Source organism: Yinghuangia sp. YIM S09857 (genome assembly GCF_051388915.1).
In the GTDB taxonomy this organism is placed as follows: domain Bacteria; phylum Actinomycetota; class Actinomycetes; order Streptomycetales; family Streptomycetaceae; genus Yinghuangia.
In genome coordinates, this window is record NZ_JBPKBH010000034.1 from 12,076 (window position 1) to 36,779 (window position 24,704).

Annotated in this window: 24 protein-coding genes; 16 read left to right on the forward strand and 8 right to left on the reverse strand. The window is 70.3% G+C overall.

Annotated elements, in window-relative coordinates; genetic code table 11:
- Nucleotides 1–108: 108 nt before the first annotated feature.
- The 3 genes from ACRX5S_RS39650 to ACRX5S_RS39660 all read right to left on the reverse strand — a co-directional run bounded on the left by ACRX5S_RS39650 (nt 109) and on the right by ACRX5S_RS39660 (nt 3,511).
- The gene (locus ACRX5S_RS39650) at nt 109–1,587 is read right to left on the reverse strand and encodes a glycosyltransferase (protein WP_436778147.1); all 1,479 of its coding nucleotides are present in this window, start codon (nt 1,585–1,587) and stop codon (nt 109–111) included.
- On the reverse strand, nt 1,584–1,745 hold the full coding sequence (locus ACRX5S_RS39655; protein WP_436778148.1) for an LPXTG cell wall anchor domain-containing protein: 162 nt from the start codon (nt 1,743–1,745) through the stop codon (nt 1,584–1,586). The genes ACRX5S_RS39650 and ACRX5S_RS39655 overlap by 4 nt, the downstream gene beginning before the upstream one ends.
- A 281-nt stretch (nt 1,746–2,026) precedes the next feature.
- On the reverse strand, nt 2,027–3,511 hold the full coding sequence (locus ACRX5S_RS39660) for a DUF1254 domain-containing protein (RefSeq protein WP_436778191.1): 1,485 nt from the start codon (nt 3,509–3,511) through the stop codon (nt 2,027–2,029).
- Nucleotides 3,512–4,106: 595 nt separating this feature from the next.
- On the opposite strand from ACRX5S_RS39660, the gene ACRX5S_RS39665 reads away from it, so the two are divergent.
- The 8 genes from ACRX5S_RS39665 (at nt 4,107) to ACRX5S_RS39700 (ending at nt 10,764) form a co-directional block, all read left to right on the forward strand.
- On the forward strand, nt 4,107–4,784 hold the full coding sequence (locus tag ACRX5S_RS39665) for a GAP family protein (protein WP_436778149.1): 678 nt from the start codon (nt 4,107–4,109) through the stop codon (nt 4,782–4,784).
- 54 nt (nt 4,785–4,838) lie between these two features.
- Nucleotides 4,839–5,051, forward strand: coding sequence for a hypothetical protein (locus ACRX5S_RS39670; protein ID WP_436778150.1), 213 nt, complete (start codon nt 4,839–4,841; stop codon nt 5,049–5,051).
- 41 nt (nt 5,052–5,092) lie between these two features.
- Complete coding sequence (locus ACRX5S_RS39675; protein ID WP_436778151.1) at nt 5,093–5,434, forward strand: hypothetical protein; 342 nt, start codon at nt 5,093–5,095, stop codon at nt 5,432–5,434.
- Nucleotides 5,431–7,131 carry a SulP family inorganic anion transporter gene (locus ACRX5S_RS39680; RefSeq protein WP_436778152.1) on the forward strand — a complete coding sequence of 567 codons (1,701 nt, stop codon included), beginning with the start codon at nt 5,431–5,433 and terminating at the stop codon, nt 7,129–7,131. The genes ACRX5S_RS39675 and ACRX5S_RS39680 overlap by 4 nt, the downstream gene beginning before the upstream one ends.
- Before the next feature lie 3 nt (nt 7,132–7,134).
- Complete coding sequence (locus tag ACRX5S_RS39685; RefSeq protein ID WP_436778153.1) at nt 7,135–8,169, forward strand: DUF389 domain-containing protein; 1,035 nt, start codon at nt 7,135–7,137, stop codon at nt 8,167–8,169.
- Nucleotides 8,170–8,589: 420 nt separating this feature from the next.
- Nucleotides 8,590–8,886 (forward strand): alkyl sulfatase C-terminal domain-containing protein, encoded by a 297-nt coding sequence (locus tag ACRX5S_RS39690; RefSeq protein ID WP_436778192.1) that lies wholly within the window; start codon nt 8,590–8,592, stop codon nt 8,884–8,886.
- Nucleotides 8,887–9,069: 183 nt separating this feature from the next.
- On the forward strand, nt 9,070–9,345 hold the full coding sequence (locus tag ACRX5S_RS39695; RefSeq protein WP_436778154.1) for a hypothetical protein: 276 nt from the start codon (nt 9,070–9,072) through the stop codon (nt 9,343–9,345).
- Between the two features lie 63 nt (nt 9,346–9,408).
- Complete coding sequence (locus tag ACRX5S_RS39700) at nt 9,409–10,764, forward strand: DUF2254 family protein (RefSeq protein WP_436778155.1); 1,356 nt, start codon at nt 9,409–9,411, stop codon at nt 10,762–10,764.
- A 121-nt stretch (nt 10,765–10,885) separates the two neighbouring features.
- On the opposite strand, the gene ACRX5S_RS39705 is transcribed toward ACRX5S_RS39700, so the two are convergent.
- Nucleotides 10,886–11,308, reverse strand: coding sequence for a DUF6336 family protein (locus ACRX5S_RS39705; protein WP_436778156.1), 423 nt, complete (start codon nt 11,306–11,308; stop codon nt 10,886–10,888).
- A 381-nt stretch (nt 11,309–11,689) separates the two neighbouring features.
- On the opposite strand from ACRX5S_RS39705, the gene ACRX5S_RS39710 reads away from it, so the two are divergent.
- The 3 genes from ACRX5S_RS39710 (at nt 11,690) to ACRX5S_RS39720 (ending at nt 14,112) form a co-directional block, all read left to right on the forward strand.
- The gene (locus ACRX5S_RS39710) at nt 11,690–12,454 is read left to right on the forward strand and encodes a potassium channel family protein (protein WP_436778157.1); all 765 of its coding nucleotides are present in this window, start codon (nt 11,690–11,692) and stop codon (nt 12,452–12,454) included.
- Nucleotides 12,455–12,653: 199 nt separating this feature from the next.
- Nucleotides 12,654–13,472, forward strand: coding sequence for a hypothetical protein (locus ACRX5S_RS39715; RefSeq protein WP_436778158.1), 819 nt, complete (start codon nt 12,654–12,656; stop codon nt 13,470–13,472).
- 124 nt (nt 13,473–13,596) lie between these two features.
- Nucleotides 13,597–14,112 carry a hypothetical protein gene (locus tag ACRX5S_RS39720; protein WP_436778159.1) on the forward strand — a complete coding sequence of 172 codons (516 nt, stop codon included), beginning with the start codon at nt 13,597–13,599 and terminating at the stop codon, nt 14,110–14,112.
- Here ACRX5S_RS39720 and ACRX5S_RS39725 read toward each other — a convergent pair.
- Nucleotides 14,087–15,586, reverse strand: coding sequence for an outer membrane protein assembly factor BamB family protein (locus ACRX5S_RS39725; RefSeq protein ID WP_436778160.1), 1,500 nt, complete (start codon nt 15,584–15,586; stop codon nt 14,087–14,089). The two genes, ACRX5S_RS39720 and ACRX5S_RS39725, sit on opposite strands and share 26 nt — an antisense overlap.
- 188 nt (nt 15,587–15,774) lie before the next feature.
- Here ACRX5S_RS39725 and ACRX5S_RS39730 point away from each other — a divergent pair, with 188 nt between their 5' ends.
- The 3 genes from ACRX5S_RS39730 (at nt 15,775) to ACRX5S_RS39740 (ending at nt 19,531) form a co-directional block, all read left to right on the forward strand.
- On the forward strand, nt 15,775–16,941 hold the full coding sequence (locus ACRX5S_RS39730) for a hypothetical protein (protein ID WP_436778161.1): 1,167 nt from the start codon (nt 15,775–15,777) through the stop codon (nt 16,939–16,941).
- 365 nt (nt 16,942–17,306) lie between these two features.
- Nucleotides 17,307–18,686: an NfeD family protein gene (locus ACRX5S_RS39735; RefSeq protein ID WP_436778162.1), complete on the forward strand. Its 1,380-nt coding sequence runs from the start codon at nt 17,307–17,309 to the stop codon at nt 18,684–18,686.
- Nucleotides 18,683–19,531, forward strand: coding sequence for a slipin family protein (locus ACRX5S_RS39740; RefSeq protein ID WP_436778163.1), 849 nt, complete (start codon nt 18,683–18,685; stop codon nt 19,529–19,531). The genes ACRX5S_RS39735 and ACRX5S_RS39740 overlap by 4 nt, the downstream gene beginning before the upstream one ends.
- 21 nt (nt 19,532–19,552) lie before the next feature.
- Here the strand turns inward: ACRX5S_RS39740 and ACRX5S_RS39745 are convergent, their stop codons facing one another.
- From ACRX5S_RS39745 to ACRX5S_RS39755, 3 genes are read right to left on the reverse strand one after another with little or no spacing between them, the layout of a single operon-like run.
- A complete protein-coding gene (locus ACRX5S_RS39745) occupies nt 19,553–20,266 on the reverse strand; it encodes a hypothetical protein (RefSeq protein ID WP_436778164.1) in 714 nt (237 codons plus the stop codon).
- Entirely contained in the window at nt 20,263–22,371 is a 2,109-nt protein-coding gene (locus ACRX5S_RS39750; protein ID WP_436778165.1) for a hypothetical protein, read from the reverse strand. The genes ACRX5S_RS39745 and ACRX5S_RS39750 overlap by 4 nt, the downstream gene beginning before the upstream one ends.
- An 8-nt stretch (nt 22,372–22,379) precedes the next feature.
- Entirely contained in the window at nt 22,380–22,889 is a 510-nt protein-coding gene (locus tag ACRX5S_RS39755) for a hypothetical protein (protein ID WP_436778166.1), read from the reverse strand.
- Nucleotides 22,890–22,977: 88 nt separating this feature from the next.
- On the opposite strand from ACRX5S_RS39755, the gene ACRX5S_RS39760 reads away from it, so the two are divergent.
- Both ACRX5S_RS39760 and ACRX5S_RS39765 read left to right on the forward strand, forming a co-directional pair.
- Nucleotides 22,978–23,103, forward strand: a complete 126-nt coding sequence (locus ACRX5S_RS39760; protein WP_436778167.1) for a hypothetical protein — start codon at nt 22,978–22,980, stop codon at nt 23,101–23,103.
- Between the two features lie 249 nt (nt 23,104–23,352).
- Complete coding sequence (locus ACRX5S_RS39765) at nt 23,353–24,702, forward strand: cation:proton antiporter (RefSeq protein ID WP_436778168.1); 1,350 nt, start codon at nt 23,353–23,355, stop codon at nt 24,700–24,702.
- Nucleotides 24,703–24,704 lie beyond the last annotated feature (2 nt).

The following is a 24,704-nucleotide window of genomic DNA, read 5'->3' on the forward strand; positions in this document are numbered from 1 at the left end:
GCACGCTCCCGTGATTGCCCGAGCGTGACAGCCTACGCACGCAGCCCCGGCACCATCCGGCGCCGGGCCACCGGACACACGGGCTGCCGTGGCCGCCCAACGCCCGGGTCACAGTCGGACTTCGACGCCTTCCCGGGTGCCCCACCGGCTGATCCGGGTGCACGTCGCCATGGCGTACCAGTAGAGCGGCCGCAGGAGTACCGCGCGCCACAGCGCGGCGATCGGCGCGGCGGCAAAAAGCAGGACAGCTTGCCGGGCGGTCATGTCGGTACGGGTGACGGTGAACAGTCGCAGCGCGGCCAGGTAGCTCATGACGGCGCCGATGGCCAGGGCGAGGACGGCGACGGTGCCGAGGTGCTCGCGGAATTCCGGGACCGCCATCAGGGCGGCGGGGATGGTGATGCCGAGGACGAGGTGGAGGTATTCGCCGACGGTGCTCCAGAACACGACGCCGTGGGCCGGCATGTACCGCAGCCACCACAGGTGGCGCACGGTGGTGCCGCGCATCCACCGCATCTGCTGGCGCATGTAGTGGGAGAACTGCTCCGGGGCGAGGGTGAAGACCAGGGACGACGGTTGGTGCACGGTGTCGCCGGCCAGGAGTGCGTAGAAGGTGAGCATGGAGTCGTCGTTCATCTGCATCGGACGCCCGGCGAAGTGCTCGTTCTCGTACGCGCCGGCCGCGCTGCGGACCACGTCGGCGCGATAGAACGCGAGGGTTCCGGAATTGATGGTGACCCGGCGCAGAACGGACTGGGCGCTGCGCAGGCCGCGGGTGAAGGGCAGGTACAGCAGGTTGATCAGGCGGGTGAGCGCGTTGGCGTCGTGGTTGAGGACGACGACCTGCCCGGCGACCGACTGCACCCCCGGGTCGGCGAACGGTTTCAGGCCCTCGGCGACGGCGTCGGCGTCCAGGACGGAGTCACTGTCGAGGGTGACGAAGATGTCGGCGTCGTCGTCGGCGAGGACGTGCATCTGGGCGTACCGCTTGCCGCGGTTCACCGTGCGGTCCCACGTGACCTCGACGCCGACGGCCGCCGCGCGCTCGAACAGTTCCGCACGGACATCGGCATAGTCCATCGGCGTGCCGTCCGGGCGCACGGAGCCGTCGTCGACCACCCGTACCCGGGTGACGGGGCGGCTCTGGACGAGGACGGAGTGCAGGCACGCGCGCAGCGCGCCGGGGTCCTCGTTGTACACGGGCACCTGGACAGTGACGGTCAACGCGTCGACGGCCGCCTGCGCTGCCGCATTGGCGGGTTTGTGCGGGCGTTCGAGCCATGACACCGGGACCCACCACAGCAGGAAGAACGACACCAGCCACGGCATCGCCATCACACCGGCCACCTCGCCGTGCCCGAAACCCTTCAGCACCGCAACCGCGTGCACCAGACCCCAGGCGGCGAACGCCGCAATCGGCAGCACGCCCAGGACCACCAGCCGCCAGGACGACCCGTACCAGGCCCGCGGCAGTACGTCGACGCCGGGCCACCGGCCCTGGACCGGCAGGCCAGCCGCGGTATGGCGGGCCCGCGGGACAGGCCGCGGACCACCGTCCACACGCGGCGGCAAGGACGACGCCGTCACCGGGCGAACGGGTCACGGCCGCGACGGAACGACAGGCGCACAAGCAGCACACCGGCCAGCACCAGCAGCAAACTTGCCACGACCAGCCACACCTGCCCGGTCACAAGGCCAGTCGCGGCCAGCACACCCCCGGGCGCGGAAACAGATCCGTACGGCATCGAAACCTCCCACGAAGAAACTTTGGTCGATCCGGTGCTCACCGGACCACGACGTCACACCTTCACTGCTCCATCGGCGTGACCGCGCACGCAATCTCCCAACCATCAAGCCGTTCTCGGCGTCGTGGATGCGTGCGTTGTGCCTGCGCCGGCCGCGCCGGCGTGCGCTCGTCTCGCGGGGCTTCACGCGGACAGGCCGCCGTCGCCGTCGCCGATGGATTTGCGCCGAGAATTCCGAACCTCCTGAATCGCGAACCGTCGCCGTGGTGCATCGGGGCCGTTCAGGCGGTGCCCGCGGAGGTTTTGACGAAGTCGCCGGGCTTGTACTTGCGGTCGAAGAAGGCCTGTTCGGGCCCATACCAGCGGATGAGCGCGAACCAGCCGCGGCCGGGGACGGTCCTGATCCAGTTCCCGGCACCCTCCGGGCGTTCCGGGCCGACGTGGATGGTGAACGACCCGTCCTGGTTGAAGGTGATGTCGTTCATGCCGTTGAGGGAGGAGTACACCTGCCCCTCGGCGTCGATTTCGGCGGCGGTCTCGGCGTCGTAGAGCGTCAGCGACCAGAACAGCCGCGCGGGCGGGTCGGCGGGCAGGTCGATCCGGTACGCGTTTTCGCCGGTGAGCAGGTCGCCGTCGTGGTCCCGGTAGGTGTTGGCGTACTTCGCGCCGAACCCGACGACCGAGCTGATCATCCCGGTGCTGATCGAGTAGTGATTGACGAACATGTGCGCCTTGGCGTTCACGTCGGTGTGGCCGGTGGCGCGGTCGCGGAACTCCTCGTCGAGCAGGGTGTGCCAGAAGTCGTCCTGCGCGGTCTTGGCGTGCGCGACCCACCGCCGGTCGGACCACCACAGCGTATTCGGCTCGCGGTCGTACCCGGCGGCAAGGGTCTTGGCGGTCTTCCAGCCGGTCCGGGCGGCCAGGTCCAGCAGTTCGCGCTGCCGGGGCGTGGGGGCGAACTCCTGTCCTTTGCGGATGCCCAGAGCCGCCAGTACGCCGTGCATGTACGGGTCGACCTGGTCGATTCGGTCGGTCTGCACGAACGCGTGGAGCATGTCGAAGTACGAGGCGTCGCGCGGGTACAGGGCATCGGCCGGGACGTCGGAGACATGCTCGTACTGCATGGGCTTCGCGTCCCCGCGCAACGGGCGCAGGCGGATGCCCTCGATCGCGGCAACCCCCGGGGACAGGTCGTCGACGGAGGAAAAGAAGCCGCGCAGCAAGAAGAAGATGCCGTCGGTGCGGCTGCGGTAGACGAAGAAGTCGTCCCATTCGCCCTTGTGTTCGGGCTCCTGCCCGTCCGGGACGATGAGGTAGGTACCGCCCTTGCCGTGGTCCGGGCCGGGCAGGCCGATGTCGCCGAGGTACTGCCTGCCGTCGATGAGCGGCCCGGCCAGCGGCCGGTGCCAGAAATCGTCCACCAGGCCCTGGATGCCCGGCGGCGCCTCGACCACCAGCGGCCCCGTCTGGGCCAGGTCCGCGAACACCAGTCCGTAGATCACGTCGCAGTTCGGCGTGGTGATCAAGGTGCGTGGCTTGAGCCGCTGCTCGAACACCGACACCACCTGGTACCCGCGCCCGGCGACTTCGCCGAGGCCGTCGCGCATCGCGCACATGTTCACCGCCGGCAGCGCCCACAGGTACACCTGCACCGCCCGCTGGAAGAACAGCTCCTCCTCCAGCACCCGCGCCGACTCCCCGACCGGGTAGCCGGCGTTGAACGGCAGATCAGCCAGGTCTCGGTAGCGATCGGCCCCAGACTCCATGGACACAAGCCCTCCACCCCATATTGAACAAAGGCATATAAATGCTCCCAATATGGGGACGATACCCAGGCGGGGTTGAAAGCCGGCCCGCGCGACACGCCGCACTCGGCCCGAGCGGGCAGCGCCTTGGTCTCCAGAAGCTTGAGGCTGTCGCAGGTGAGCCGCGGCTGAGCGTGCGGACGACGACTCCACACCAGCCACGGCCGCCGCCGCGGCGCAGGCCCTGGTCGGCTATCAGGGCGTCGGCGAGTGCGGGGAAGCGGGCTGCGAATCGGACGTGACGGCTGGTCGAGCACTGGGCATCATCGGGCATCGCCGCCGTTCAATGCCTGTCCCTTCAGCTTGACCTTCCACGTGGGAAGTCAAGGAATCGGACGGCCCTGTACAGGCACATAAGGGCACTCGGTTCCGCAGCGGAGGCTCGGGGCGGGTCGCCGTGACCCGGCGTGACGACCACCGCCTAGCTGGATGACAGAACGATGATTTGTTTAATCTTGTTCACTTTTGGGTTGTCTTCAGACGGCGTTGGGCTGTCTCGCCCGGACGCGTTCGGGGTCGGTGTCCGCCGACCGTCGGTACCGGCGTTGGGGGCCTTATGGGTGACGCGATCGGGCAGGTCCTCAGTCCGGCGATCGGCGTCGCGATCAGTCCGGTCCCGCTGATCGCGGTGATCCTCATGCTGGCCACCCCCAGGGGGCGGGCCAATGGGACGGCGTTCGCGGTCGGGTGGGTGGTCGCCCTGGCGGGGGCGATGGCGGCGCTTGTCGCGATCGGAGCCGGCGGCGGGGCCGACGACGGCGGCGCGCCGGCTGATTGGGTGGCGTGGGTCAAGCTCGGTGTGGGTGTGCTGTTCCTACTCCTGGCCGCGCGCCAGTGGCGCGGTCGTCCGCGTGCCGGACAGGACGCGGAACTGCCGGGGTGGATGGGTGCGATCGACCGGTTCACGGCGGTGAAGGCGGCGGGCTTCGCGTTCGTGCTCGCGGTGGTCAACCCGAAGAACCTCGCGCTCGTGCTGAGTGCGGCGGTATCCGTCGCCGGTGCGTCGTCGGCGGTCGGTGACCGGGTGGTGGCCGGTGCGGTGTTCGTGGCGATCGCGTCGGCGTGCGCGGTGGTTCCGCTGGCGGTGTATCTGTTCGGCGGCCCCAGGGCGGCGGTGACGCTGGACGGCTGGAAGACGTGGATGGCCGCGCACAACGCCGCGATCATGACCGTTCTCCTCCTCGTCCTCGGTGCCAAGTCCGTCGGCGACGCCATCAGCGGACTGTCGTCCTGAGCCGGGTTGAGGGAGCGGGGCACGTCTATGGCGAAATGCGGGGCCGGAGCGGCGATGCGACGGCCGTGGCCGGTCGCCGACTGGCTGCGGACGCACCGATGGGACCCGTTCGGGGCCGACGCGATCGATGCGCCATCCGCCGGACGTCTCCGCGGTGGCGGAACGGGACGCGCCGCCGGACACCGCGAAGCCCTGGCCCTCGGACCCGCCGCAATCCACGCCTCGGTCGGCGACGCCATGGCGGCCTACCAGCGGGACGCCTCGTGAAAACACCGTACGACCGGCTGCCCCGGGACAAGGAAGTACCGATGCCTACGGCCCCATGCCGGCACCGCGTACGCCGGGCCGTGGCTGCCGCCTGCCTGATCGCCGCCCTCCTGCCACCGGTCGTGGCCGTCCCCGCCGGAGCCGCCACCCGGCCGCCCACGTACACCACAGCCATCACCCCGCAGTTCGTCCCCGCGTCCGCCCGTGCCCCGGCCCCCGCCCCCGCCGAAGCCACCGCCACCCCGTCTCCGCCCCAGCCGCCGCCCGGCGGCGGCCACGGCCAAGGCGACGCCGGGTTCCCCTGGGGGTGGCTGACCGTGGGCCTGGTCGTGGCCGCCGGGATTCTCGCGGTCCGCTCCTCGCGATCGGGCAGCCGCAAGTGAGCGCCCTGAGTGCCGTTCGCGACCTCGCGCGGCACCTGCCCCTCGCGCGTCAGATGCACCCGTACGGCAGGAACGTCCTGCGCGCCGACGTCATCGGCGCCCTCACCCTGTGGGCCCTGGTCGTCCCGCAGGCCCTCGCCTACGCCGAACTCGCCGGGCTGCCCGCCTCCGCCGGCCTCTACACGGCCTTCTTCGGCATGTGCGTGTACGCCCTGCTCGGCACCGCCCGTCTGCTCAACATCGGCCCCGAGTCCACCATCGCGGTCATCGTCGCCGGCGCGCTGGGCCCGCTCGCCGCCGACGACCCGGACCACTACGCGGCCCTCGCCGGAATGTTGGCGATCCTGACCGCGGGCTTTCTCTTCCTCGGCGCGATCGCCCGGGCCGGGTTCATCACGCGGTTCCTGTCGGCCCCGGTCCTGACCGGCTACCTGTGCGGCGCGGGCATCGTCATCGCGACGTCCCAACTCGCCAAGGCACTCGGGATCAAGGCCAGCGGGAACTACCCGACCGTCGTCGCGGGCATGATCCGCGACCTCGACCAGACCAGCTGGATCTCCGTCCTCGTCGCGGGGGGGACCGTTGCGACGGTCCTGCTGCTGGAACGCTTCGTGCCGGTCCTGCCCGCGCCCCTCATCGCGCTGGCCGCGGCGACGATCGTCACCGCCGCGGCGCACCTGGACGACCGCATCTCCACCCTCGGCGACATCACCACGGCGGCCCCGTTCACCCATCTGGGCGACTTGCGGCTCCACGAGATCAACGCCCTGATCCCGACCGCGCTGAGCATCGCCGTCTTCGTCTACGCCACGAGCATCCTCACCACCCGCGCCACCGACCCCGACCACGCCGACGAGGTCGACCCGCAGAGGGAGTTCACCGCGCTCGGCAGCGCCAACGTCGCCACCGGGCTGTTCGGCGGGTTCCCCGCGAACAGCAGTGACTCGCGCAGCGCCCTGCTCGCGCGGTCCGGGGCGCGTACCCAGGCCGCCAACCTGGTCGCCGGCGCCGGAGTGCTCCTCACCGCGCTGTTCCTGCTGCCCGCGTTCCGCATGCTCCCCAACGCGGCGCTGGCCGGGGTGATCCTGCTGTCCGCGATCCGGCTGGTCGACGTCGCGGGACTGCGGCGGCTGCACCGCCTGCGTACCGCCGACTTCGTCCTTGCTGCGGCCACCGCCGTCGGGGTGCTGGTCACCGGTCCCATCGGCGGCATCGGCATCGGCGTGGTGGTCTCCCTCCTCGACGTGATCCGCCGTACCCTCGCCCCGCGCACGGCGATCCTCGCGCGCGTGCCCGGCACCAGGGACGCGTGGCGCGATGCCGAGAACTACCCCGAGGCCGCCGCGGTGACCGGGGTGCTGGTCTACCGCTTCGACGCGCCGCTGTTCTTCGGCAACGCCCAGGTCTTCCACGACGAGATCCTCGGCCTCGTCGACGAGGGGGAGGGGCGTGTGCGGGCGATCGTGGTGAACGCCGAAGGCGTCACCGACCTCGACGTGACCGGCGCCGACACCGTCCGCAAGCTGCTCGAAGTGCTCCGCGCCCGAGACGTGCACCTGATCTTCGCCCGGCTGCGCAGCAACGTCCGCGAACTCGCCGACGCCACCGGTATCAGCGATGTGCTCGGCCCGGACAGTTACCACCTGCGTGTGGAGAGCGCCGTGCGCGAGGCCGAGGCCCGTGCCAGGAGGAGTTGACCGATGGCTCACGTGGATGCCGCCGCCGTCGAGCGGATGACGGCGACCCTGTTCGTGGAGAAGTCGTGGCGCAGCCCGAGTTCGACGCGCTTCTGGGCCCTGCTGGTCCTGGCCGCGATCATCGCGTCCGCGGGCGTCGTCGCGGACTCCACCGCGACCGTGATCGGCGCCATGATCGTCGCACCGCTGATGACCCCGATTCTCGGGAGCGCCCTGGCAGTCGTGCTCGCGGACCGCCGCACGCTGGCGCACAGCGTCCTGCTCGTCGTCGGCGGTGCGCTCGTGGTGGTCGCCATCGGGTTCCTGGTCGGCTGGATCAGTGCGCCACCGGACGACTTCGCGAGCAACAGCCAGGTCGCCGGGCGCATCAGCCCGCGTCTGATCGACCTGGTGGCGGCGCTGGCCACCGGCACCGTCGGCGCGTTCGCCCTCGTCCGCTCCGACATCTCCGACACCCTGCCGGGCGTGGCGATCGCGATCTCGCTCGTCCCTCCGCTGGCGGTGACCGGACTGCTGTTCAGGGTGCAGCGCTACCATGACGCCGGCGAGGCCGCGCTGCTGTTCGCGACCAACGTGGCCGCCATCGTGGCCACCGGCACCACGGTCTTTCTCGCCTACGGCGTACGGGTCGCGGCCCGCGGCGCCGGCATCCGGATCGGCGCGCTGCGCGGCCGGACGTTGGCGGTGGTGTGCGCGATGCTGCTGCTCATCGCGGTCCCGCTGACCACCGGCACCGTCGCGGTCGCCCGGGATCGCCAACTCGTCGCCGACGCCACGCCGGTGGCCAGGCAGTGGGCGGTGGGCAACGGGTGGGAGGTCTCCTCCGTCGAGGCCCGGGGCGGCCGGGTCGTGGTCCAGGCCGTCGGCATTCCGCCGGTGCCCAAGCCCGACGACCTGCGCGCCGCGCTGGACCGGAACGGTATGGGAGACGCCGACCTGGAGATCCGTTTCGTCGCCGGCGACACGCGCCGCTGCGACGCCGATGGCGGCGTCTGTACGGCAGATGCGGGGCGGGCGGGTCGCCGCTTGACGGAGTGAAGGCGCGCCGGCGCCGGTGCGGCGCTCATCGTGGGCGGCTCCCTGCTCCGCCGCCGTGCGGCACGCACGGCACGCGCGAACGAGATCAGGCCGTGTGCGCCTACGTGTTAATCGTGACAAATAGTGCGAATCTAGCGCCATGGTTTCGACGTCCAAATCGGCCCAGCCGACCGTCGCCGGGCAACAGGCGGAACCGCTGAGCCGTACGCCGTTCTCCGGCACCCAGGACTTCGAGGACGCGGAGCGGCGGCCTGATCGCTCGCCGCGAGCCAATACCGTCACCGCGGAGGACGCACCATCGTGTGGGACAACGACACGTACGGGTTCGTCGCCGACGACGCACCGGCCACCGCCGAACCGAGCCCGTGACGCCATTCCCAACTGGTCGCCGAACAAGGGCTGTTCGAAGTACGTGAACTGCTGCGTCGACATCGTGCTCACCGACACCGACACCGACACCGACACCGACACCGGGGACCGCTACCGCCTGCGCCTGGCCAACGGCGCCCTGACACACCGCGCCGCCGAGCAAAGGGCGACGCCGACGTCAACCTCACCGCCACGACCCGTGCCCTTCCGGCCGTCGCGCTCGGCGGCCTGACAGCCGATGGCCTCGCCAAGGCCGGCATCCACGTCGACGGCCACACCACCGTGCCGGGAACACTCACAGGCCTACTCGACCCCGGCGACCAGGACTTCTCCATCGTCATCCCGTAGCCCCCCGGGCTCTACGGGGACTGCTCCCGCGCCACCGGACCGGTGGGAGTCCCCACCCCGCCCCCGACACCACCGCGCCACGGTTCGGTGTGCGCGAGGCGACCACACACAGGGCAACAGCCCGGCAACAACGCCACCGCGACGCCGCCAAGCCCCCGACATAGTTCGAACCAGGAGGAACGCATGGGATGCGGCTGCGTGTTCGCCCTTCTCGCCGCCCTGTCGCCGCGCCTCGCCCTGATCCTGGTGTGGTTGTTCACCAACCTGGTCGACCGCGCCTGGGCAGGGATCCTCGTACCGCTGCTGGGGGTGATCTTCTTCCCGTTCGCGACCTTGATGTATGTCCTGGCCTACCGGCCCGCCACCGGCGTGACCGGCGTGGGCTGGGCGTTGGTCGCGATCGGCTTCGTCGTCGATCTGTCCTCGTCCGGCGCTCTGGCTCGGTCTCGCCGACGCTGACCCACACCCGTAGTTCCCTCGAAGGAGACCTGTGAGTCCCGCGATCCGCAGCCGGGGGCCTCGATGATCGTAGGACGGGTCCGCCCACCGCGCGGACGCACTCGGCCGACCACACGCCTGGGCACGCGCGGACGTCTCGGTCCGCTGGCGGTCATCGCCGCCGGCGCCGTGCTCGGCTGGGTCCTGCCCCATGTCGAATCCCACCTGCCGCAGGCCGGCCTCGGCTACAGCGCGGGCACCGCCCAAGCCGCCCTCGGCGCGATCGCCGCCGCCATGGTCACCCTGGCCGGCTTCGTCCTGACTGCCGTCACGCTGGTCATCCAGACCATCCAGGCGATGTCCCCGCGACTGGTCGGCGCCCTGCACTACTTCGCACGCTTCCTCACCGTGTTCGCCCTCCTGGTCGGCACCGCGCTTTACGCGCTGGTCGCCCTCAGCCAGGTCGACTCCGACCGGACCCCTCGCCTCGCCGTCACCTTCGCAGTGGTACTCGTCCTCTTCGACACGGTCGTCGTCCTGGGCATGCTCGCGGCCCTGCGCTCCGTCGTCACCGGAGGTGGGCTCGCCCGGTCCGTCGGCGACCGCCTCCACCACGTCGTCGACAGCGTCTACCCAACCGGACACAACTACCCCCCGCCGCCCACCGAGCCGCACGACCGGCACGCAGGTCGACGAGTCCCCGTCCACTACACCGGCCGCCCCGGCACCATGCGCTCCCTGGACGAACCGGCCCTCGTCAGCCTCGCCGCCCGCACCGGAACCATCATTGAAATGACCGTCACCACCGGCGACTACGTCGGCACCCAGGCCCGGATCGCCGCGATCCTGGCGCCCCCGGGAGCCGACATCGCCCAGGACACTGCGGACCTGGTCTCCCGCCACCTCCTGTGCGGACCCACACGCACCTTCGAGCAAGACCCCGCGTACGGCATGCGCCTGCTCGCAGACATCGCCATCCGCGCGCTCTCCCCGGCAGTCAACGACCCCACCACCGCCGTCCAAGCCCTCGATCAGATCGAGGACATCCTGCTCAAGCTCTCCACCCGAGCCCTCGGGACCTTCGGACTGACCGACGACACCGACAGCGTCCGCGTTCGCTGTCAGGCACCCGACTGGCCCGACCTGGTGGCCCTCGCGCTCGACGAAATCCTCCTCTACGGCGCCACCAACCCCCAAGTGGTACGCCGCACCAGAGCACTTATCGAACGCACCTCCGCCCACGCGCCTGAAGACCGCCGCCCACCACTCCTGAACCGGCTCGCGGTCCTCGACCGCCTGACCGCGCACACGGCAAAGGACCCGCACTTCCAAGCACTTGCCGCCGCGGCGGACCCCCAGGGCCTGGGAGGCCCCGCATGGCACGAAGTGCCGCCCCGCGGAGGGCTCGACGCCCTGGGAGACAGACGCGAACCGCAATGAACCAAGGCAGCATTGCGAAGCAGGGCCGGCGCTGCTGCGCCCCCCGGGGCATGCGGTTGCACACTTGCGACGTTTCCACGGTTCGGATGCGCCGCGGCCTTGCCGCTGACCTCGCGTGGGCTCAGGCTCGCCCGTACACCCAGGAGCCGTAGGGAGCCGAAGCGACGAGTTCTCCGAGGCCGTAGCAGGCCGGGGTTGGGACGAGGAGGAGCACACCGACCCGGGCAAACGCCGGGCCGATCACGGCGACCGCATCGTGTTGATTGCGCATGCTGGGGATGTCCCGCCAGCGACGGACGTCGCCGAAGGAACACAGCCAGAAGAACAGCCCGCACAGCAGCACAACGCCACCGCCGATAAGGCCGAGGAAGGTGCCGACCGCCAAAATGTCCACGCGGGTGTCATGCTCCTGCGTCAGGAAAGCCCAGGACACGGTGAGCACCAACAGCACCAACCCGTACAACGCTCCGCGGACCGTCACCGCGCCGAGTGTCAGTCGCGGCTCCAGCACGCCGTCCTCGCCCCGGGTCAGTGGCACCCGCACTGGTGATCTCCTCGGTTGGGTCACACGCCTCCGGCGGCCGGGCCCGTGACGGGCGGTTCCGCGGCCCGGACGACGGGCCAGAAGTCTATGCCCGGCGGGATGGCGGCCCCGTCCCGCCGCGTGACGGGTGCAACGGGCAGCCGTCAGGTGCCTTCCCCCTGGTCGAGCCGAGTGACGGGGAATCGGGTGGCCGGTGGCCGGTGATCCGGCGACGTTGTCCGCGGGGGCGGTACGCCGGGCCGACGGCTGAACAGCGCCTTCCGTACCCTGCCTACTCGAAGCAGCGGCCGGATCCACACACGCGGTGAACCGGGCCGCGACACGGTCGGGGGAGCGCGGCGAAGACGACGCGGAGCACCGATTGATGGGGAGGGTGCGGCAATGCGCCGAGAGACGACACGGCCGGAGGATTCCGCGTACCGGCGCTGGGAGGACGCCACGACGCCGTGGCTGACGACGTTGGCCGTGGTCTCGCTGGTCACGTTCGTGGTGAGCGAGGCGCTGCGGGCCCGCGGTACGGCGGTGCTGTGGATCGAGTACGGGGTGTGGGCGGCGTTCCTCGCCGACTACCTCGTCCGCCTCCGGCTTGCGCCGCACCGCTGGGAGTTCGTGCGCACCCACCCGCTGGACCTGGCTGCGGTGGCGCTTCCCGCGGTGCGGTTGCTGCGGCTGATCGCGGTCATCGGCCGCATCGGCATGATCTCCCGCCGGGGCCGCGCAGAACGGCTTCTGGTCACCAGCGTCGTCCTCGTCCTCACCCTTGTCGTCGCCGGCGCGGCCGCGGTGCTGTCCCCCGAACGCGGCGACCCAAATGGGAACATCAAGGATTACCCGGACGCGCTGTGGTGGGCCATCAGCACCATCACCACCGTCGGCTACGGCGACCTCCACCCAGTCAGCCCCGAAGGCCGACTCGTCGGCGCCGTGCTCATGGTCGTCGGCATCGGCATGATGGGCCTGGTGTCCGCGACCATCGCCACTCGCCTCATCCTTCCCGAGCAACAGTCCGAGGAACGCCGCGACACCGAACACCTCGAACGCCGCCTCACAGCCATCGAAGACGAACTACGCGCACTCACCGCACACCTGAAGAACCTGACACCGCCACAGGACGACGCCGTCTCCGATCCGCGCGATCGCGTCTGACAGCGCGAGCAGGAACCCCGTGCGCGCCCTCGGCCCCGGGATGCCGCCGGCCTTCCTCGGCAGGCCGCCGTCGCACATTACCTCGTCGCACTGGACTGGCCGCCGCGTTCCTCGTCGGCGCGATCCTCGCGCACGGCGTGCCGAATTCGGGGGGAATCCCTCAGCGGGACAACCGCCTGAGGAAATAGCGTCCGCCTGCATGGATCCGAATCGCGTTCAGCACGGCCCCCATTTGCCATCCGGTCGGAGTCCGTGGATCACCGTCGCCGCAACCGCCGTAGCGGCCGTGCTCCTCGTCGGCGGGCTCGTCTCCCTGTCCGACGGCGGCAGCGGCACAGCGCCGCTCGGCGGCGGGCCTCCCACCCTGCCCCCGGGCATGCTGCCCACCACCGCCTCGACCAAGCTGCCCGCCAAGAACCCGGGCGCTGCGAGTGCGACCCCGACGCGTCCGTCCAGGACGTCGACGTCCACGGCCAAGTCCACGGCTCCCACGAACGACTGGAACACCGCGTCCGGCGACAAGAAGCCGTTCACCGCCGCCGAGTGGTTCCCCGAGAGGGGTCCGCTCACGATCCAGGGCAGGCCGTACATCCAACACGCCCAGGACAAGACCACATGCCTGGCCGCCGAGCGGGGCATGAGGTCGATGTTCGGTGACGACTGCATCGGGATCGTCCGCTCCCTGTGGAGCGATTCCGCGAAGAAGTACGTCGGGGCGCTGTCGGTGGTGTCGCTCACCGACAAGCGGGCCTCTCAGTCCATCGCCAACCGCCTCTCCGCCGGCCAGAGCGACGGTCAGTACGTCGCGTTCATCAGCCCGCCGTCCGGATCCGGGGTGAGGTTCTCCGAGCAGTACCGGAGCTGGGTCGGATCCATGCCGTCCGGCCACTACCTGGTGATCGTCGAGATCGTGCGATCCGACGGCGGCACGCCCGACTCGACCGCGAAAACCATGTACGAAGACCTCTTCCTCATCGCCAAGCAGCACATCAGCGCGGTGACGGTGTGGGGTGGTTGACCCCGCGACCGCGCCGGGTCAGGGGCCTCGGCCTGCGGATGACAGTGAAGCCGGGCGCGTACGGGTGCTGCGGTACGAGCCGCGGATTCGGGCCGCGCGGAGGGCCGCCTGGATCGTCGGCGCGGTGTGGTTGCTGACGGTCGTCAACCTCGTCGTGTTCCGGAGCATCGTGCGCGAGCGCCCGGGCACGCCCGTGAGCACGTCGGTGTGCTGGGGCGTGTTCGTCCTGATCGCCGTGCGGGCGGCCCGACGACGTATCGTCCTGACCGAAGAAGGGCCTGTGCTGCACGGGGTGTTCCGTCGGTGGCGCCTGTCGTGGGCGGACGTCCAGGACATCGAACTCGTCCACACCGACAGCTTGGCCGCGCCCCGGCGTCTCCATCGTACGCACCGGCAGAGCACCTGGCGGGTCCACGTCCGGTTGCGGGACGGACGCAGCCCGGCCGTGCCGTCCCTCGTGCGCAACTCGGCCGTGCCCGTCGCGACCGGCAACCATCACGGCATCGCAGGCTGGGCCACGAACACAACGCGCCACGCCACCGCGCCGCCGGACGCACCACAGGAACTCGCCGACGTGCACGACCAGTTCCGCGCCGCGCTCCTGGCCGCCCGGGTCAGAAGACCACGAAGTCCGGCTTGAACACCCGTACCGGCGGAAGGCGGTCGGTGCCGTCCTCGGCGACCACGATGATGCGGTCGCCGCGGACCTGGAGGTCCACCGGACTTTGATGGTCGGTGTTGTACGTCGTCAGTTCCAGGTCGCGCGATCCGTCGGCGGGGTCGATCCGGAAGAGCTTGCGGACCCCCAGCGCCCACACCGAGCCGTCCCGCACCGTGATGCCCTGGACCTTGTCGTCGAGGCCGGACGTCCACACCCGCGATCCGTCGGTCAGGGAGAACGCGGCGAGTCGCCCGTCGTAGTCCACGCTCAACCCGCCCTTGTTCGACGTGACCCGGCGGTCCCCGGGCTTGACGGGTGGGGCGATGAGCAGGCCGTCGACGACCACGGCGGCAGGGACCGGCCGGGCGGCGAACAGGGGTCGGTGGTACGTGTTGAACGCGCCGACCAGCAGATCGTGGTGCGTTCCGACGGTGGGGATGGTGGCCCTGACACGCCCCTGGTCGTCCAGGACGAACACGGCACGGGTACCGCGTTGGGCCCACTCGTCGACCCACAGCACCACCGGATCCACCGACAGCACCGCGAAGTCCGCCTCGCCGTCGGCCACCGGGAGTTCGGCCGAGGTACGCACGCGCCCTTCGGCCGCGTCCACGACGAGAGCCCGCGCGGACCGGTCCGGGCAGCGCGTCACGGCCACGACGGTGCCCGCTTCGGCCGCCACGTGTGCGGCCGTGCAACCATCGCCTGCGCCGACCCGCCACTTCGCCGTGCCGTCGGCCACCGACAGGCCACGCCAGCCTTCGCCGTCGCGCACCACAGCAACGTTGTCGACCAGCGCGAGAGCAGCCGGCGCCGTCAATCCCACGTCCGCAGCGAGGTCCGGGCCCGTGCCCGGTGAGCCGGTTCGGTGGGTCCACCGGATCACGCCGAACGAGACGTCCAAGGCCGACGTCGCCGCACAGTCCCGTCCTTCGTCCGCGTGCCCGATCAGGCCCACACCACCCGACGTGGACGCGCTCATGGCGCAGACGATCTCTCGCCCGGGCGGGGACCATGACCACACCGTGCGCCCGTCCTCCAGGGCGTAGGCGGTGACCAGGTCCGGCCGCACGCGAATCACCGTGTCGCCGACCACCCATGCGCCGACCGCCTCGGGTGCGTGAGGGGCGTCGCGTTCGGCCGCCCACACCACCGCCGTGCGGTTCGCCCGGTACCAGACGAACACCGCCGCCGCAGCGACCACGCCCGCCAACGCGACACACCCCACGGTCCTGGGGTGGCGGGCCAAGTCCCCACCCGCTCCCAGCAGCACCATGCCGGTGAACAAGGTGCCCATGAGCACCGCCAGGCCGGCGGGGAACGAGAGCCCGTCCATCCAGAGCAGCACGACCCCGCCCAGCGCCATCCCGGCAGCCGCGCCACCGCCGAAGCCGACGACCCCCACCTTCAGACGCCGCGAGACGGGCTCGCCCCCACCACCGCGCACACTCATCCCGATACCCCTCACGCCTGCGGCGGCCGTCCCTGCTCCATGATCGCCGCGAATCGGATCACGCAGGCTACGCGGCCCGGGCCGGGCGGTCACTGCCGTATCCCGGCAACGAAACCGCCGTCGCCGGAGCAGCGAAGGACCGAGTGGGCCATACTCGGCGGACTGTCTCGTGGAGAGGGGCACCGCGCGTGAAGGTCACCGGTGCGGACCCGGCGCAGGCGTACCCGGATCCGGCGTTTCCCGTGCTGGCATGGCCTGAGCACCTGCCGCCGCCGCCGCCGCTGCCGGCCGGGCAGGGCGGCATCGCCGTACGTTCGCGCAGCGGCAGCGCCTGGGTGGCGCCCTACGGGACGCCGGTGCGGAATATCGGCGTCGACGACCAGGTGCTCTGGCACGGCTGGGGGCGCATGGTCGCCGTCGTGCCGCCCGGGGACCACGTGGTGGAGGTACGCGGTGACCGCGTCGAGGCGGTGCGGACCGTGGCAGTTGCTCCGGGCGAGCTGGTCGAACTTGAGTACGCCGCACCGCGCGGATACGCCAGGACCGGCGTCCTGGCCGAACCGCCCGCGCGGGACATGGGAGCCGGGCTCCGGCCGACGCTGCTGTGGACGGCGGCGTTCGTCGCCCTTGCCGCGATGGTCGGCCCGCGCCTCGGCGGGCCGACGCACGGCGGCTGGTGGCTCACCGCCGGGCTGATCGCCCTGGCCGTGGCAACGGCGGTACTCGTCAGGTCCGGCCGCCGTCGCAGAGACGCCCACTACCGCCGGGAAACGGCCTCGTCCCCGCACCACGTGGAGGCGCGCCACGCTCTGGGAGACGGCTACCTCCTCGGCGGCACGGTCCGCGAACTTCCGCAACCAGCGGCCGGGCAAGGCGGTCTGCTCGTCATCACCGACCTACGACACGACCTGTGGCTCGCGGGCCGCCGCGAGGCCCGTCATCCCCGCGCCTGGATCGCCCCGCCGCGCCTGCTGGTCGACGAAGTGCCGCGCGCGATCTCCTGGTCCACCTGGTGGTACCCGCTGGACGTCGGCCGCCACGCGGTCACGGTTTGCCTGCCCGACCCCGCAGAGCTCGGAGGAGCCACTCCTTCGCACCTCGGGGTCGGCGAGCCGGTCAGCGTACACGTGGATATCGCTGAGGGAGCCACCCTCACGGTGATGGTCAGCGCCCGGACGCGGATCGACGTCGGCCTGCCCCGACCGCACGGTGAGCCCGGCGCCGACACCCGCCGAACGGGCCAACTTCGCGGCACTGCGAGCGCTCCGGAACGCTCCTTGCAGTCCTCGGAGTTCACCGGCCTGCTCGCCGTACGCACCGAACCGGTTGCGCCGCCTGCCTCCCACCCGCATTGACCGGTCCAGGTGATCGGTTGGTCGGCGACGCCGCGCCGCTCTGAACGCGCGAACGTTCCGGGAGGGCAGACGGCGCCGGGTGGACAGCGAGCGGAAGCCACGTCAGGCGGCCGCAAGATCAACCGGCTCTGACCCGTGTCAGGCTGCTCGGTGATCCTTCGCTCTGGTTCACTGCGGTGACGTCCGAAGCACCGCTGCTTTCCGGCGCCGTACCGCCCGCGAACCTTCCATGCCCCGCTACCGAGTCAACGCTGTGGTGGTGGGTAGCGGAAAGGTATCGGCTTCGCTGCATGCGGCAGCGAAGGGGCCTGAGGCGGTGTGCTATGCCCCGAGGCCGACGACGTGCGCATCTGATACGCGCACTGATGTTCGTGGCGATCGGGGTGCTCGCCCTGGTCTGGGCCGTACCGCCGTCCCAGGGCCGATCCCAGGGGCCGTCGGTGCTGGTGACCCGCGTGGACACCACGATCACGCCGGTGATCGCCGACCATTTGGCCGACGGCGTCGAGGCCGCGGAACGCGACGGGCGGCAGGCGTTCATCGTGGAGATCGACACCCCGGGCGGGCTCCTCGACTCCACCCGCGACATCGTGGGCGACTTCCTCGACGCACAGGTGCCGGTGGTGGCGTACGTGTCGCCGTCGGGCGCGCGTGCGGCCTCCGCCGGCGCGTACATCGTCCTGTCCTCGCACGTCGCCGCCATGGCGCCCGGCACCCACATCGGCTCGGGCACTCCGGTCAGCGGCGGTGGGGAGACGGCGAGCGACAAGGTCGTCAACGATTCCGCGGCGTTCGCCGTCGCGATTGCCGAACAGCGCGGCCGCAACACGGCCTTCGCCGAGGACATGGTCCGCAACGGCACCTCGATCACCGACCGCGCCGCGCTGGACGCCGGCGTCATCGACCTGACCGCGGGCGATCTCGACCAGCTCGTCGCCGAGCTGGACGGGCGGCACGTCACCCTCGCGCCGGGCCGCGAGGTGACCCTGAACACCGCCGGAGCCGAGGTGGTGCACGACGACCTCGGCTTCTTCGAGAACGTGCGCCAAACCCTCGCCAGCCCCGAACTCGCGTTTCTCTTCATCTCCTTGGGCACCCTCGCCGTCCTGTACGAACTTGCCGCTCCCGGCGTGGGGCTGGCCGGGGTCACCGGCGCCGTACTGCTGATCCTCGGGTTCACCGCACTGAGCGTCCTGCCGTTCAATGTCGGCGGCCTGCTGCTCCTTCTGCTTGCGGCCGCCCTCTTCGCCACCGAGGTCTTCACCGCCGGATTCGGCGTGTTCGCGGTCGGCGGCACGATCAGCCTCGTCGTCGGCGGCCTGCTCCTGTTCGACGGGGAGGCCGACGTCGATCCCGCGGTGCTGTGGCCGGTGGCCGTGGTCACCGGTGCCGGGGCCCTGCTGGCCGGGCGGCTGGCCTGGCGCGCTCGCCGCGCGCCGCCCACCACCGGTCACGAGGCCCTCGTCGGACACCTCGCCGTCGTACACCGGGCCGACGGGGACACCGGCCAAGCCTGGATCGAAGGGGCCTGGTGGACCGTACGCGCGCCGGGCAGTCAGTTGCGTCCAGGGCAGACCGTACGCGTCACGGCACGCGACGGCCTCCTACTCGTCGTCGACGCGGCGCCGCCGGTCGCAGGACCGACCGACACCGGACCGTCCCCGGAGCCGGAACCCACGTCCGACGTCCCGCAGAGGCCGGAAGCACCGCCCGACGAACCGCCTCGACCAAGGAGTGAGCCGTGAACAGCGCCCTCGTCGGCATCATCATCGCCGCCATCGTCGTCCTCATCCTCGCCGCGATGAGCATCAAGATCGTCCCCGAGTACGAACGCGGAGTGATCTTCCGACTCGGACGGATCATCGGCGCCAAAGGCCCGGGGCTGTTCCTCATCATCCCGTTCGTCGACCGCATGATCCGCGTGTCGCTGCGTACGGTGACCATGGACATCCCGCCGCAGGACGTCATCACCCGCGACAACGTGACCGTGCGGGTCAACGCCGTGGCGTACTTCAACGTGGTCGACCCGAACCGTTCGGTGATCGCGGTCGAGAACCACCTCCAGGCCACCTCGCAGATCGCCCAGACCACCCTGCGCAGCATCCTGGGTCAGGTCGACCTCGACGAACTCCTCGTCAACCGCGACGAGATCAACCAGCGCCTCCAACAGATCATCGACCAGGTCACCGACCCCTGGGGCGTCAAGGTCACCCTCGTCGAAGTCAAGGACGTCGAACTCCCCGAGACCATGCGCCGCGCGATGGCCCGTCAGGCCGAGTCCGAGCGCGACCGCCGCGCCAAGGTGATCCACGCCAAAGGCGAATACGAAGCAGCCGAAACCCTCAGTTCGGCAGCCGCGCACCTCGAACGACACCCCGCCGCACTGCACTTGCGCATCTTGTCGACGATGGCCGAGGTCGCCGGTGAGCGGAACTCCACGCTCATCTTCCCGCTGCCCCTGGAGATCCTCCGCCTCGTCGACAGCCTGCGCCCGGGACAACCGGGAGCCGACGGGACGACACCTTCCGTGCCCCCGGTCGGCCCGCCCGAACCGACGTCCGCTCCGGAACCGAAGGCCGGTCCGGTGTAGGAGGGGCTCGATCACCGCCGGCTACGGGACGACGAACCTCGGCTTGTCGCAGTTGTTGGCGTCGAGCAGCCGGTTCGCCGTCGTGACGGCGACTGTCGCCATGACGGATTCGGGCACGGGTGTGTCCCACGGCTCATAGAGCAGGCGATACTCCATGTATCGCGGCCGGTTCGCAGAGTCGGGGCCCGCCCACGCCGAGCAGTCTGGCAAGGCGAGTCGCACAGCGTACTGAGGGAACAAGCCAAGCGACAGGTGCTTGGTGTTCAGTTCGATGTAGCCGGGCAGGGACGCGGTAAGCGGATGGCGGAAGGTGCCTTGTCCCGGGGCGTCGAAGTAGGGGACGTTCGGCGCACCGGGCGTGGGCCGGTCCTCTGTGGCGGCGTCCGGTGGCCTGTCAGGTGAGAGGAACTGTCCGACGGCCAGCTTGAGCACAATCGGTTCGACGCGGCCGGGGTCCTTCTTGTGGAGCTCTGCGAAGACGTTGCAGATGTACAGGTCTGCGACCGGCGTGGGTCCGTAATTGGAGTCGGCTTTCAACCGCCATCCGTCGGGTCCCCGCAGTCTCTCGACCTCGCCGCGCCTGACCAGTCCCCGGCAGAAGGCCTGTTCGGGATCGGGCTTGCCGGAGTCGTCCGACGTCCACGGCGCCCACCACAGCAGGCCGGCCACCAGCGCGGCCGCGGTGAGCAGCGCTCCCCCCAGCGCGCCCTTGCGCGGCAGTCTCGCCTCGCTCACTGCTTGCCTCGGGTGAAGTCGACGTAGTCACGCCCATTGCCCACCAGCTGGTCCTCCAAGGCCAGCTTGTCGTGCACGATCTGCGCTGGCGGGATGCCGTTCTGCTGTCCCCATCTGTCGTACATGGTCCCGAATTCGGTGAGCACCTGCTGGTTGCGGGCGGCGATCTCCTGCTGCACCTTCGGGGCTGTGTCGCGGGTGTTGGCCTCGCCCCAGGAGTCGGCGAACAGGTTCATGCTGCGTTGCAGGACGTCGCCGACGTGCGGGACGGTGTTCAGGATCGCCCCGGGGCCGTGGTACAGGTACTTGCTCTGCCACAGCACCTTGTTGTTGTACTCGGCGTCGCTGATGGCCTGCTGGTCCTGCGCCGCGGCGGTCTGCACGGCGTTGAAGATGCCCGTGACCTTCGCGGACTGGTTCCAGACGTTCTGTACCTCCTGCTGGTGTGTCTTGTTGTCGTACGCGATCAGGCCGGCGCCGGTATAGGCCTGCTCGGCGACGCGCAGCGTCACCGCGGCGTTCGGATCGAACGACGCCGAGTAGATCGTGTTGGTCAGCGTCCGCGCGTCGAAGACCGCGTGCGCGCCCGCTTCGAACCCGGGGAAGACCGCAGGAGGGTTGCCGCCTTGGATCGCCAGTCTGGCGTGCACGTCGCTGATGTACGACGTGAGCGACTTGGCGACGTCGTCCTGGATTTCCTGCGGCATCGAGCCGCTCAGGTCGGGCTGGCCGTACAGGTTGACGACACGTTCCATCAGGTCGGCCTGCGTCTGCGTGTGCGGCTGGACGGGGGCGTTCGTGGCGGGGTCAACCCCGGTGGTGCCGGCCTGGATCGCGAGACCGAGGGCTTCGCGGCTCGCGAACGTGAAGTCCTTGGGCGGCGCGCCGTTCATCGGTGTGACGGTGTCGGCGATCGGCTCACGGCCATACAGGACGTACCGGAAATCGTCCGCGCCGAGGTTGGTGACGAACTGGTTGGCCTCCTTCGGGTCACGCGACAGCGCGGTGAACAGGCCGGTCATGGGGTCCAGGCCGGCGTCGTCCGGCGCGCCGTTGAGGTTGAGCTGAGGGGCGAAGGTCTCCCAGACCTGGCTGCCGTCGTTCTCGCGTTCGAACCTGAGCATGTCCTGGCCGGTGAACTCCAGGAAGGACGGGTGGTATGTGCCCTGCCGCATGAGCACGCCGAACACCTGGTACCCGTACACGCTGGTACCGCCGGGGAGTTCGATGCGCTCGCGCCCCTCGGCCTTGAAGGCGTTGAACCACGCCTGGTCGTGGAACAGGCGTTCACTGGCCGAGGCCGGCGAGAGGCCGAGTTGCGTCTGGATGGACTTGAGCTGCTGGAGGCGCGCGGCGGCCGACACGCTCTTGTCACCGGGGTTCGGGGCCATCCTGCTCGTGAGCGCGGTCGCCTTCAGCAGGTCCTCGGGGCCAAGTCGCTGCAACATCGTGGCGCTGAAGTCGGGGTTTCCGGAGTTCTCCGCCAACAGCGTGTTGAGTACCGCGAGTTCTTGCGGGTTGAGCTTGTCGACCCGGGAGAGCAGCTCACTGACGCGTACCCCGTCCGCGACCGGGCCCGCGCCGAGCGCGCTCGCATTGAAGTCGCCGGACGGCCCCGCGTCGGTGTTGGCGTTCAGCGTCAGGGCGGCCTTGGCGTCGGCGTCGGCGGCGCGGTTGACCGCGCCCTGGATCCGGTCGGAAAAGCCCTGCCAGGCCTGGCGTGAGCTGTCGTCGACGGAGTCGTTCGCGATCGAGATCGTCCCGTCGCCGTTGACCACCAGGAAGGTGCTGCTCGCCACCTCGGTGTGGACGAGGCGTATGTCGTTCTTCGCGGCCTCGACCAGGCCTATGGTCTCCCGAAGGATGGCCGCGGCGGCCGACGCCTCCGCCCGGATCGCCTCGAACTGGTCGCCGAAAACCCTGATGCGAGACCGGGCCTGGTTGGCGTCCTCACCCCGCCAGTTGTCCGCGGACAACGGGACGATCACCTGCGTCCGCAGCCGGTCCGCGTCGCCCACCATGGCATTGGCGAGCTTCTCCCAGGCCGCGGCCGTGGCGTCGAGGGCGGCCGTGTCGTACACGAGGACTTCATGGACGGTCGGCATGACGCGGCTCAGCCCCCGTACTGGTAGTTCGCCATCCAACTGTCCTGCTTGCGCCAATGACTCGCGGTGTCCTGGAGGTCGGTGGCCCGCTGGTGCATTGTGTCGGTCAGGTGTGTCAGCTTCTCCAGCCAGCGGTCGTGGACATGCGCAACCGCTCCGGGCAGCTGAAAGGACCGGGGCGTTGCGCCGGTCCCGGATGCGTCCACGGCGGTGCGGGTGTCCTGCCCGACCTCGTCGGCCATGTCCCTGAGCGCCGCGGCGGCCGAGAACAGGACGTTCATGTCGACCTGGACGTCCGGAGTGCCACCGGAATCCCCGCCGGCCGCCGGCAAATGCGTCTCCGACGCGGAAGCGTCTTGCCCCGCGGTCGATGCCACCGTCTGCTGCGCCGACGGTTCGCCGGCCGATTGTTCCACCAGCCATCGGTCCAGAACGGGATCCAGCTCGGCCATGTCGCCCCCGTACGCAAAGCCTTCCAACTGTTCGATGCAGCATACGCGTTGCCCATCGCCGGCCATACGCGGTTCTGGCGAGTCACCGGAACGATCGTTGGCGCCTGGTCTCGTGGTACTGGGTGGTGGGTTATGGCTGGGAAGGCTGTTCCGGTTGCTGCCCGCGTTCTGGGCCGCGGTGCTGATCACCGGCTACCTCCAGCGGACCCTGGCCCAGGACGGCTGGTGGATGCCCACGTGGTCGGACAACGGCGCGAACCTGCTGATGTTGTGGCAGTGAAAGCCGCAGACCTATCCGCGCAGGTGCTGCGCCCCCGATCGGTTGGTCCGGGACCGTCCGGCGCGAGCTGAGGCGCGGCCTCGCCGCCCGAGGCCCGGCCGCCGCGATGGCACGCACGCAGCGTAGTGGTGTCGGGACGGTGATGGTCTGTCCCTAATGGTCTCGTGGCCGGTAGGGTCGCGGGCGGTGTGCCGGGAAGTCTGGTCGGCGAACAGGGGATAGCTCTCTTCGCTGATCGGGGTTCGTGTCATGGTGCTGGTCGCTGTCTTCGGTGTTGCCCTCCTTGTCGCGGTGCTGGTGTCGGGGCTGGCGGCCCGGACGGTGTTGTCGACATCGCTGTTGTTCCTGGTCGCCGGGGCGCTGGTGAGCGACGGTTTCCTCGGCCTGATCCACGTGACTCCGGACAGCGAGATCGTCGTGGTCACCGCGGATCTGGCGTTGTTCGCGGTGCTGTTCACCGACGGGATGCACGTGTCCTTTCCCGCGCTGCGGTCCGCGTGGCGGAACCCGGCCCGCGCGTTGGGGCTGGGGATGCCGCTGGCGTTCGTGGGAATGGCCCTGATCACCCACTACGTCGTGGGCTTGGACTGGACGACGTCGTTCCTTGTCGGCGCGATCCTCGCGCCGACGGACCCGGTGTTCGCGTCCGCGATCGTCGGGCGCAAGGAGGTCCCGGCGCGGCTGCGGCAGTTGCTGAACGTGGAGAGCGGCATCAACGACGGCCTGGCGCTGCCGGTGGTGCTGGTGTTCATCGCGATGGCCGGCCCGACCGCGGGCCACGCCGAGGCATCCGTCGGGAAGATCGTGCTGGAGCTGGCCGCGGGCCTCGCGCTTGGCGTGGTGCTGCCGCTGCTGGTGGAGGGCCTGGCTCGACTGCGGTTGTTGGGCGCGGAGCCGAAGTTGCAGCCGCTGCTGCCGCTGGCGACCGGGGTGATCCTGTACGCGGTGTGTCACCTGACGCACGCCAACCCGTACCTGGCGGCGTTCGCGGCGGGCGCGGTGTTGGCGTCGGCGTCCCCGGGCGGCAAGACCGCATTCGAGCCGCTGGGCGAGTCGCTGGCGGAGCTGGCGAAGTTCGCGGCGCTCCTGGTGTTCGGCGCCCTGCTGACCCCGGAGTTGTTCGGCGACCTGTCACTCGGCGGCTACGTCGCGGCGGTGCTGTGCATCGTGCTCATCCGCCCCGCGTCGCTGCTGCTGTCGTTGGTGGGCACCCGGTTCAGCCGCAAGGAGAAACTGGCCGCCGCGTGGTTCGGCCCCAAGGGCTTCGCATCGGTGGTCTACGGCCTGCTCATGTTGCAGTCCGGGATCCCACAGGGAGCGGAGGCCTTCACCCTCATCGCGGTGACCATCGCCATCTCGATCGCCGCGCACAGCAGTTCCGACGTGCCGGTCGCGCGCATGTTCCACGTCGACGCCCTCGTCGGCATTCCCGGTGACGCGCGCTCGTCCGCGGGTGGGTCCGCGGAGGCATCGCGGGCGTCCACGGTCCCTGCCCAGGACGTGGGCATCGACGCGGCGGATCCCTCGGCTGCCGGGCCCGGGGACGTCGTGGCGTCCGAGCCCGGGGCGCAGCCGCGGGCCGCCGACGCGGAGGCGTGACC

What these genes read in the sequence shown, in the direction of transcription:
- ACRX5S_RS39675 (WP_436778151.1), top strand. Translation starts at nt 5,093, where the DNA reads ATGCCTACGGCCCCATGCCGGCACCGCGTACGCCGGGCCGTGGCTGCC.
- ACRX5S_RS39695 (WP_436778154.1), top strand. Translation starts at nt 9,070, where the DNA reads ATGGGATGCGGCTGCGTGTTCGCCCTTCTCGCCGCCCTGTCGCCGCGC.
- ACRX5S_RS39755 (WP_436778166.1), bottom strand. Translation starts at nt 22,889, where the DNA reads ATGGCCGGCGATGGGCAACGCGTATGCTGCATCGAACAGTTGGAAGGC.
- ACRX5S_RS39665 (WP_436778149.1), top strand. Translation starts at nt 4,107, where the DNA reads ATGGGTGACGCGATCGGGCAGGTCCTCAGTCCGGCGATCGGCGTCGCG.
- ACRX5S_RS39765 (WP_436778168.1), top strand. Translation starts at nt 23,353, where the DNA reads ATGGTGCTGGTCGCTGTCTTCGGTGTTGCCCTCCTTGTCGCGGTGCTG.
- ACRX5S_RS39670 (WP_436778150.1), top strand. Translation starts at nt 4,839, where the DNA reads ATGCGACGGCCGTGGCCGGTCGCCGACTGGCTGCGGACGCACCGATGG.
- ACRX5S_RS39715 (WP_436778158.1), top strand. Translation starts at nt 12,654, where the DNA reads ATGGATCCGAATCGCGTTCAGCACGGCCCCCATTTGCCATCCGGTCGG.
- ACRX5S_RS39750 (WP_436778165.1), bottom strand. Translation starts at nt 22,371, where the DNA reads ATGCCGACCGTCCATGAAGTCCTCGTGTACGACACGGCCGCCCTCGAC.
- ACRX5S_RS39660 (WP_436778191.1), bottom strand. Translation starts at nt 3,511, where the DNA reads ATGGAGTCTGGGGCCGATCGCTACCGAGACCTGGCTGATCTGCCGTTC.
- ACRX5S_RS39735 (WP_436778162.1), top strand. Translation starts at nt 17,307, where the DNA reads ATGTTCGTGGCGATCGGGGTGCTCGCCCTGGTCTGGGCCGTACCGCCG.
- ACRX5S_RS39685 (WP_436778153.1), top strand. Translation starts at nt 7,135, where the DNA reads ATGGCTCACGTGGATGCCGCCGCCGTCGAGCGGATGACGGCGACCCTG.
- ACRX5S_RS39700 (WP_436778155.1), top strand. Translation starts at nt 9,409, where the DNA reads ATGATCGTAGGACGGGTCCGCCCACCGCGCGGACGCACTCGGCCGACC.
- ACRX5S_RS39655 (WP_436778148.1), bottom strand. Translation starts at nt 1,745, where the DNA reads ATGCCGTACGGATCTGTTTCCGCGCCCGGGGGTGTGCTGGCCGCGACT.
- ACRX5S_RS39725 (WP_436778160.1), bottom strand. Translation starts at nt 15,586, where the DNA reads ATGAGTGTGCGCGGTGGTGGGGGCGAGCCCGTCTCGCGGCGTCTGAAG.
- ACRX5S_RS39710 (WP_436778157.1), top strand. Translation starts at nt 11,690, where the DNA reads ATGCGCCGAGAGACGACACGGCCGGAGGATTCCGCGTACCGGCGCTGG.